The organism is Caulobacter sp. (assembly GCF_035254145.1).
Taxonomy (GTDB): Bacteria; Pseudomonadota; Alphaproteobacteria; order Caulobacterales; family Caulobacteraceae; genus Caulobacter.
The window spans coordinates 1-4,974 of the sequence record NZ_DATFAV010000014.1; the positions used below are offsets into that span (position 1 = coordinate 1).

Annotated in this window: 7 protein-coding genes; 4 read left to right on the top strand and 3 right to left on the bottom strand. The window is 69.1% G+C overall.

Features of this window, described 5'->3' with window-relative positions; all coding sequences use genetic code 11:
- Positions 1–196: 196 nt before the first annotated feature.
- Positions 197–307, bottom strand: coding sequence for a hypothetical protein (locus VJ655_RS00610; RefSeq protein ID WP_324097448.1), 111 nt, complete (start codon positions 305–307; stop codon positions 197–199).
- A gap of 167 nt (positions 308–474) precedes the next feature.
- Between VJ655_RS00610 and VJ655_RS00615 the strand changes: the two genes are divergently transcribed.
- On the top strand, positions 475–1,098 hold the full coding sequence (locus tag VJ655_RS00615) for a TetR/AcrR family transcriptional regulator (protein WP_324097449.1): 624 nt from the start codon (positions 475–477) through the stop codon (positions 1,096–1,098).
- A gap of 10 nt (positions 1,099–1,108) precedes the next feature.
- Entirely contained in the window at positions 1,109–1,951 is an 843-nt protein-coding gene (gene gluQRS / locus VJ655_RS00620; protein WP_324097450.1) for a tRNA glutamyl-Q(34) synthetase GluQRS, read from the top strand.
- 7 nt (positions 1,952–1,958) lie between these two features.
- Here gluQRS and VJ655_RS00625 read toward each other — a convergent pair whose 3' ends face one another.
- Entirely contained in the window at positions 1,959–2,696 is a 738-nt protein-coding gene (locus VJ655_RS00625) for a GNAT family N-acetyltransferase (RefSeq protein ID WP_324097451.1), read from the bottom strand.
- On the bottom strand, positions 2,693–3,325 hold the full coding sequence (locus tag VJ655_RS00630; RefSeq protein ID WP_324097452.1) for a TlpA disulfide reductase family protein: 633 nt from the start codon (positions 3,323–3,325) through the stop codon (positions 2,693–2,695). The genes VJ655_RS00625 and VJ655_RS00630 overlap by 4 nt, the downstream gene beginning before the upstream one ends.
- On the opposite strand from VJ655_RS00630, the gene argH reads away from it, so the two are divergent.
- Both argH and VJ655_RS00640 read left to right on the top strand, forming a co-directional pair.
- A complete protein-coding gene (gene argH / locus VJ655_RS00635) occupies positions 3,326–4,744 on the top strand; it encodes an argininosuccinate lyase (RefSeq protein WP_324097453.1) in 1,419 nt (472 codons plus the stop codon). It abuts the gene before it with no gap.
- On the top strand, positions 4,723–4,974 hold a 252-nt coding region (locus VJ655_RS00640; protein WP_324097454.1), incomplete at its 3' end, for a hypothetical protein. The genes argH and VJ655_RS00640, both read left to right, overlap by 22 nt.

Below are 4,974 nucleotides of genomic sequence, written 5' to 3' on the forward strand. Positions count from 1 at the left end.
GAAGGCGACGCTCATGGCCGGTATGAAACTTGGATCATTTAAAACTGCCTGCGACGCGCTTGAAGGCGTCCGAAGGCCTAACGCGTCCTGGCTTGGTTAGCTCCCCGACGGAGAGGCATCAAGCCATTCGGACGCGGCGGCGGGCGGCCTGCCCCGGCAAGGGGCGGCGCGGACCCGCCGATCGCGAGGTCTCGCCTTACAGAACCACGCCGGCGACGGCGCCAGCGACAGCCAGGGCGATGACCAGGAAATAACCACCGGCGAGGCGGTCAAAAGCGCTTTCGAAGGCGCTCAGCGAGCGAAGCATGACGATAGTCCCTCAGTTTGTTTCGTCCCGCCCCCCAACGGAGCATTGGCCGGCGCGGGGCCAAACCAATCTGGACGATGCTTAGATAGCAGCAATCTGAACGCCGTCAAGATGATCTTTACAGCGTTTGGATGAAATTTTAGAAAGGTATGGTTAGAGTGAGGCCAATGACCACAGCGACCGTCGAATCCCGCCCCTATCACCACGGCGACCTCAGCCGCGCGCTGGTCGACGCCGCGCGCAAGATTCTCGAGACCGAAGGCCCGGGCGCCTTGTCGCTAAGGGCCGTGGCGCGCGAGGCGGGCGTCAGTCCCGCCGCGCCCTATCACCACTTCAAGGACAAGAACGAGCTGCTGGAAGCTGTGGCCCACGAGGGCTGGGTCGAGCTGGACCAGGCGCTGTCCAACGCCCGCGCCTCGACCGAAAACCCGCGCACCCGGATGACCAACCTGGGCGTGGCCTATGTCCGCTTCGCCCGCGACAACCCCGCCCTCTACCGCGTGATGTACGACCGCTCGCGCGACAAGGACGCCCTGCCCGACCAGCTGAAGGACGACGGCGCCTATTGCCAGGTGCGCAACACCCTGGCCGAGCACACCGGCGCCCATGTGGCCGAGATCGACCTGGAGCTGGCGACGATCGCCGCCTGGTGCGCCGGCCACGGCCTGGCCGAGATGATCAGCTTCAAGCAGTTCGCCCCGCTCAAGGAGATGCTGGGCGGCGAGGAAGCCTTCCTTCGCGCGGTGTTCGAACACCTGGGCATGTTCGCGAAATTCACCACCCAGGACTGAGACCCAGAGCGTGACCTTCGTCACCCGGTTCGCGCCCTCGCCGACGGGCCACCTGCATCGCGGCCACGCCTTCTCGGCCCTGACCGCCTTTCGCGCCGCGCAAGCCGTCGACGGTCGCTTCCTGCTGCGGATCGAGGACATCGACGCCACGCGCCGCCGCCCCGAGTACGAGGCCGCCATCCTCGAGGATCTGGCCTGGCTTGGCCTTGAGTGGGAGGCGGCCGTTCGCCGGCAGTCCGAGCACCTGGCCGACTATCACGCCGCTATCGAGGCGTTGCGCGCGAAAGGCCTGGTCTATCGCTGCTTCAAGACCCGCAAGGAAATTGACATCGGCAGGGCCCCGCATGAGCCGGCGGTCCCCTATGTCGGCCAGCCCCTTCCCGTCGGCGAGGAAGCCGAACGGCTGGCGCGCGGCGAGCCCTTCGCCTGGCGCCTGTCCCTCGCCGCGGCGCGCGAAGCCCTCGGTGGCTTCGGCGGACTGACCTTCGTCGAGGAAGGCGCCGGTCCCGCTGGAGAAGCTGGCCTGATCCAGGCGCGCCCCGAGACCGCAGGCGACATCGTCCTGGCCCGCAAGGACGTCGGCGTCGCCTACCACCTGGCCGTGGTCCACGACGACGCTCTGCAAGGCGTCACCCACGTGATTCGGGGCCACGACCTGTTCGAGGCCGCCCATATCCAGCGCCTGCTGCAGGCCCTGCTGGACCTGCCCACGCCGGTCTACCGCCACCACGGCCTGCTGGTCGGTCCCGACGGCAAGCGCTACGCCAAGCGCGACAAAGCCCAGACCTTGCGGGAAATAAGGGCGGAGGGGACCAGCGCCGCGGCCCTGCGCGCCGAGTTGGGTTTTGCCTGAGCACGGCTCAGGCGGGCGTCTTTATCCAGTAGCGATAGGCGTAGGCCGGTTCGAAGCCTTCTTCGGCGTACAGCGCGATCGCCGGTGCGTTGTCGGCCTCGACCTGCAGCCAGGCGCGATCGGCGCCCAGGTCCCTCGCCTCCGCCAGGAGGGCAAGCAACACCCGCCGAGCCAGGCCCTTGCGACGATGATCCGGCGCGGTGCGCATGCCGAAGATCCCGGCGAAGCCGCCGCCGACCGCCGCCGCGCCGATCGCCGCCGGCGCGCCGTCGATATCGAGCCGGGCGAAGCAGGCGGGCGCGGGAATGCGGCTCAGGGCCTCCAGCCGCTCGCGCCCGTCCTCCGGATCGCCGGCCGTGGCGGTGAAGACGGCCTCGAAGGCGGCGTCGGGCGCGCGGGTGAGGCGGATGGCGGGGTCATCCCGCCCCTCGGCCGGCCCAATCATGACCAGCGTTTCCTTGACCGGCCCATAGCCGCGCCTGGAAAGACGTTCTGGCAGGTCCGCCGGCGCGAAGACGCCATCGGTCAGCTTGAAGCGCGGCGGCAGGCCTCTGGCGGCGAACCACGCCTCGGCGGCGTCCAGGGCGGCTTCGGGATCGCGATCCGGCGCTTCCAGGGGCCAGCAGGCGTTGATCCGCATCGAACGCCCGGACGAGGCGTTCAGTCGCCAGCCGCCGAGTCGCGCCCGCTCCCGCGCCGGCCAGGCGTCGTCGGCGAGCGGCTCCAGGGTCGCCGGATCGATCACTTCTCGGCCAGCAGCTTCTCGACCAGGCCCCGGACCTCGGGCGCCGACCAGTCGGCGGGGCCGGTCATGCGGGCGCGCTCGCGACCCTGGCGATCATAGATGACCGTGGTGGGGAAGCCGCCGGCCTTGGGCTCCAGCGCGAAGGACAGCTTGTAGGACGGGTCGCGATAGGTCTTCAGCGGCGAGTTGGCGGCCATCTCGGCCTGCACGAGGTTGAGGTCGCTGTCGCGGTCGACGCTGATCGGCAGCACGGTCACCGGCTGGGTGGCGTAGGCGGCCTGCAGCTTGGCCAGGGTCGGCATCTCGGCCTTGCAGGGCGCGCACCATGTGGCCCACAGGTTCATGACCACCACGCGGCCCTTGAAATCGGCCAGGGTCGCCGGCTTTCCGTCCAGGCTCGTGAAGACCGTGTCGGGCGCCGGACGCGGATTGGCGGGCACGTCGAGCTTTTCCAGCGTCCCCTTCTTGAATTCTCGCAGGTCGGCGGGCCCATGGGGTTTGAACGAAGCGGCGACGATGACGTATAGAACCGCCGCGACGCCCACCAGGGCGACGCCCAAGATCGCCCATAGCAGCGGGCTGCGCTTCGACGCGGCCTTACCGTCTTCGACCAAGTGGACTTCGTTCATATGACCGACAACGCCTCCGATACGCCCAAGGCCAACGGCCAGGGTCAAGCCATGTGGGGCGGTCGGTTCACGGCCAAGCCGGCGGAACTGATGCAGGCGATCAACGTCTCCATCGGCTTCGACAAGCGCCTCTGGGCGCAGGACCTGGCAGGCTCCCGCGCCCACGCTCGGATGTTGATCAGCCAGGGCGTCATTGCAAGCGTCGACGGCGAGGAAATCCTGAAAGGGCTCGACGCCATCGAAGGCGAGATCGCCGCGGGCGCCTTTCCGTTCCGCGACGAATACGAAGACATCCACATGAACATCGAGGCGCGGCTGCGCGAGCTGATCGGCCCGACGGCCGGCCGGCTGCACACCGCCCGCTCGCGCAACGACCAGGTGGCCGTCGACTTCCGCCTGTGGGTCCGCGACGCCTGCGACCGCTCCGCCGGCCAGCTTGAAGCGCTTCAGAAGGCGCTGCTGGCCCAGGCCGAAACCTACGCCGACGCTCTGATGCCCGGCTTCACCCACCTGCAGCCGGCCCAGCCGGTGACCTTCGGCCACCACCTGATGGCCTATGTCGAGATGTTCGGCCGCGACGCCAGCCGCTTCCGCGACGCCCGCGCCCGCATGAACGAGTGCCCGCTAGGCGCGGCCGCCCTGGCCGGCTCGCCCTTCCCGATCGACCGCCATCAGACGGCGGCGGCGCTGGGCTTCGACCGTCCGACCGCCAATTCTCTGGACAGCGTCTCGGCCCGCGACTTCGCGCTCGAAGCCCTGTCGGCCGCCTCGATCACCGCCACGCACCTGTCGCGCCTGGCCGAGGAGATCGTGCTGTGGACCACGCCGATGTTCGGCTTCATCAAGCTGACCGACGCCTTCACGACCGGCAGCTCGATCATGCCGCAGAAGAAGAACCCCGACGCGGCCGAGCTGGTCCGCGCCAAGGTTGGCCGCATCCTGGGCTCGCTGACCACCCTGACGGTGGTCATGAAGGGCCTGCCACTGGCCTATTCGAAGGACATGCAGGAGGACAAGGTCCCGACCTTCGAGGCCTTCGACGCGCTTGAGCTGTCGCTGCTGGCCATGGCCGGCATGGTCGCCGACCTGACTCCCAACACCGAGAACATGGCCAAGGCCGCCGGCGCGGGCTTCTCGACCGCCACCGATCTGGCCGACTGGCTGGTGCGGACGCTGAACATGCCTTTCCGCGACGCGCACCACGTGACAGGCTCGGCCGTGAAGACGGCCGAGGGTCTTGGCGTCGATCTGGCCGATCTTACCTTGGAACAGTTCCAGGCGATCGAGGCCCGGATCACGCAGGACGTCTACGCTGTTCTCACCCCGGCCGCCTCGGCGGCCAGCCGCATGAGCTATGGTGGGACCGCCCCCGCCCAGGTCCGCGCCCAGATCGCGCGTTGGAAGGAACTGCTGGCATGACCCGCCCCCTGACCGTCCTCGTCCTGGCCGCCCTGGCCGTCACGGCCGCCGCCTGTGGCAAGCAGGGCGCGCTGGAGCGTCCCGCCCCGCTGTGGGATCCGGCCAAGAAGGCCGCCTGGGAAGCCGAGCGCCGCGCGGCCTCGGCCCAGGCCAACCAGCCGGCCCGCGCCGGCGGCGACCAGGAGATCCGCGACCCGGCCTCCAGCAATCGCACCATCCGCGCCGCGCCC

Coding starts and splice junctions, on each gene's coding strand:
- VJ655_RS00610 (WP_324097448.1), bottom strand. CDS start 307: ATGCTTCGCTCGCTGAGCGCCTTCGAAAGCGCTTTTGACCGCCTCGCC.
- VJ655_RS00615 (WP_324097449.1), top strand. CDS start 475: ATGACCACAGCGACCGTCGAATCCCGCCCCTATCACCACGGCGACCTC.
- VJ655_RS00630 (WP_324097452.1), bottom strand. CDS start 3,325: ATGAACGAAGTCCACTTGGTCGAAGACGGTAAGGCCGCGTCGAAGCGC.
- argH (WP_324097453.1), top strand. CDS start 3,326: ATGACCGACAACGCCTCCGATACGCCCAAGGCCAACGGCCAGGGTCAA.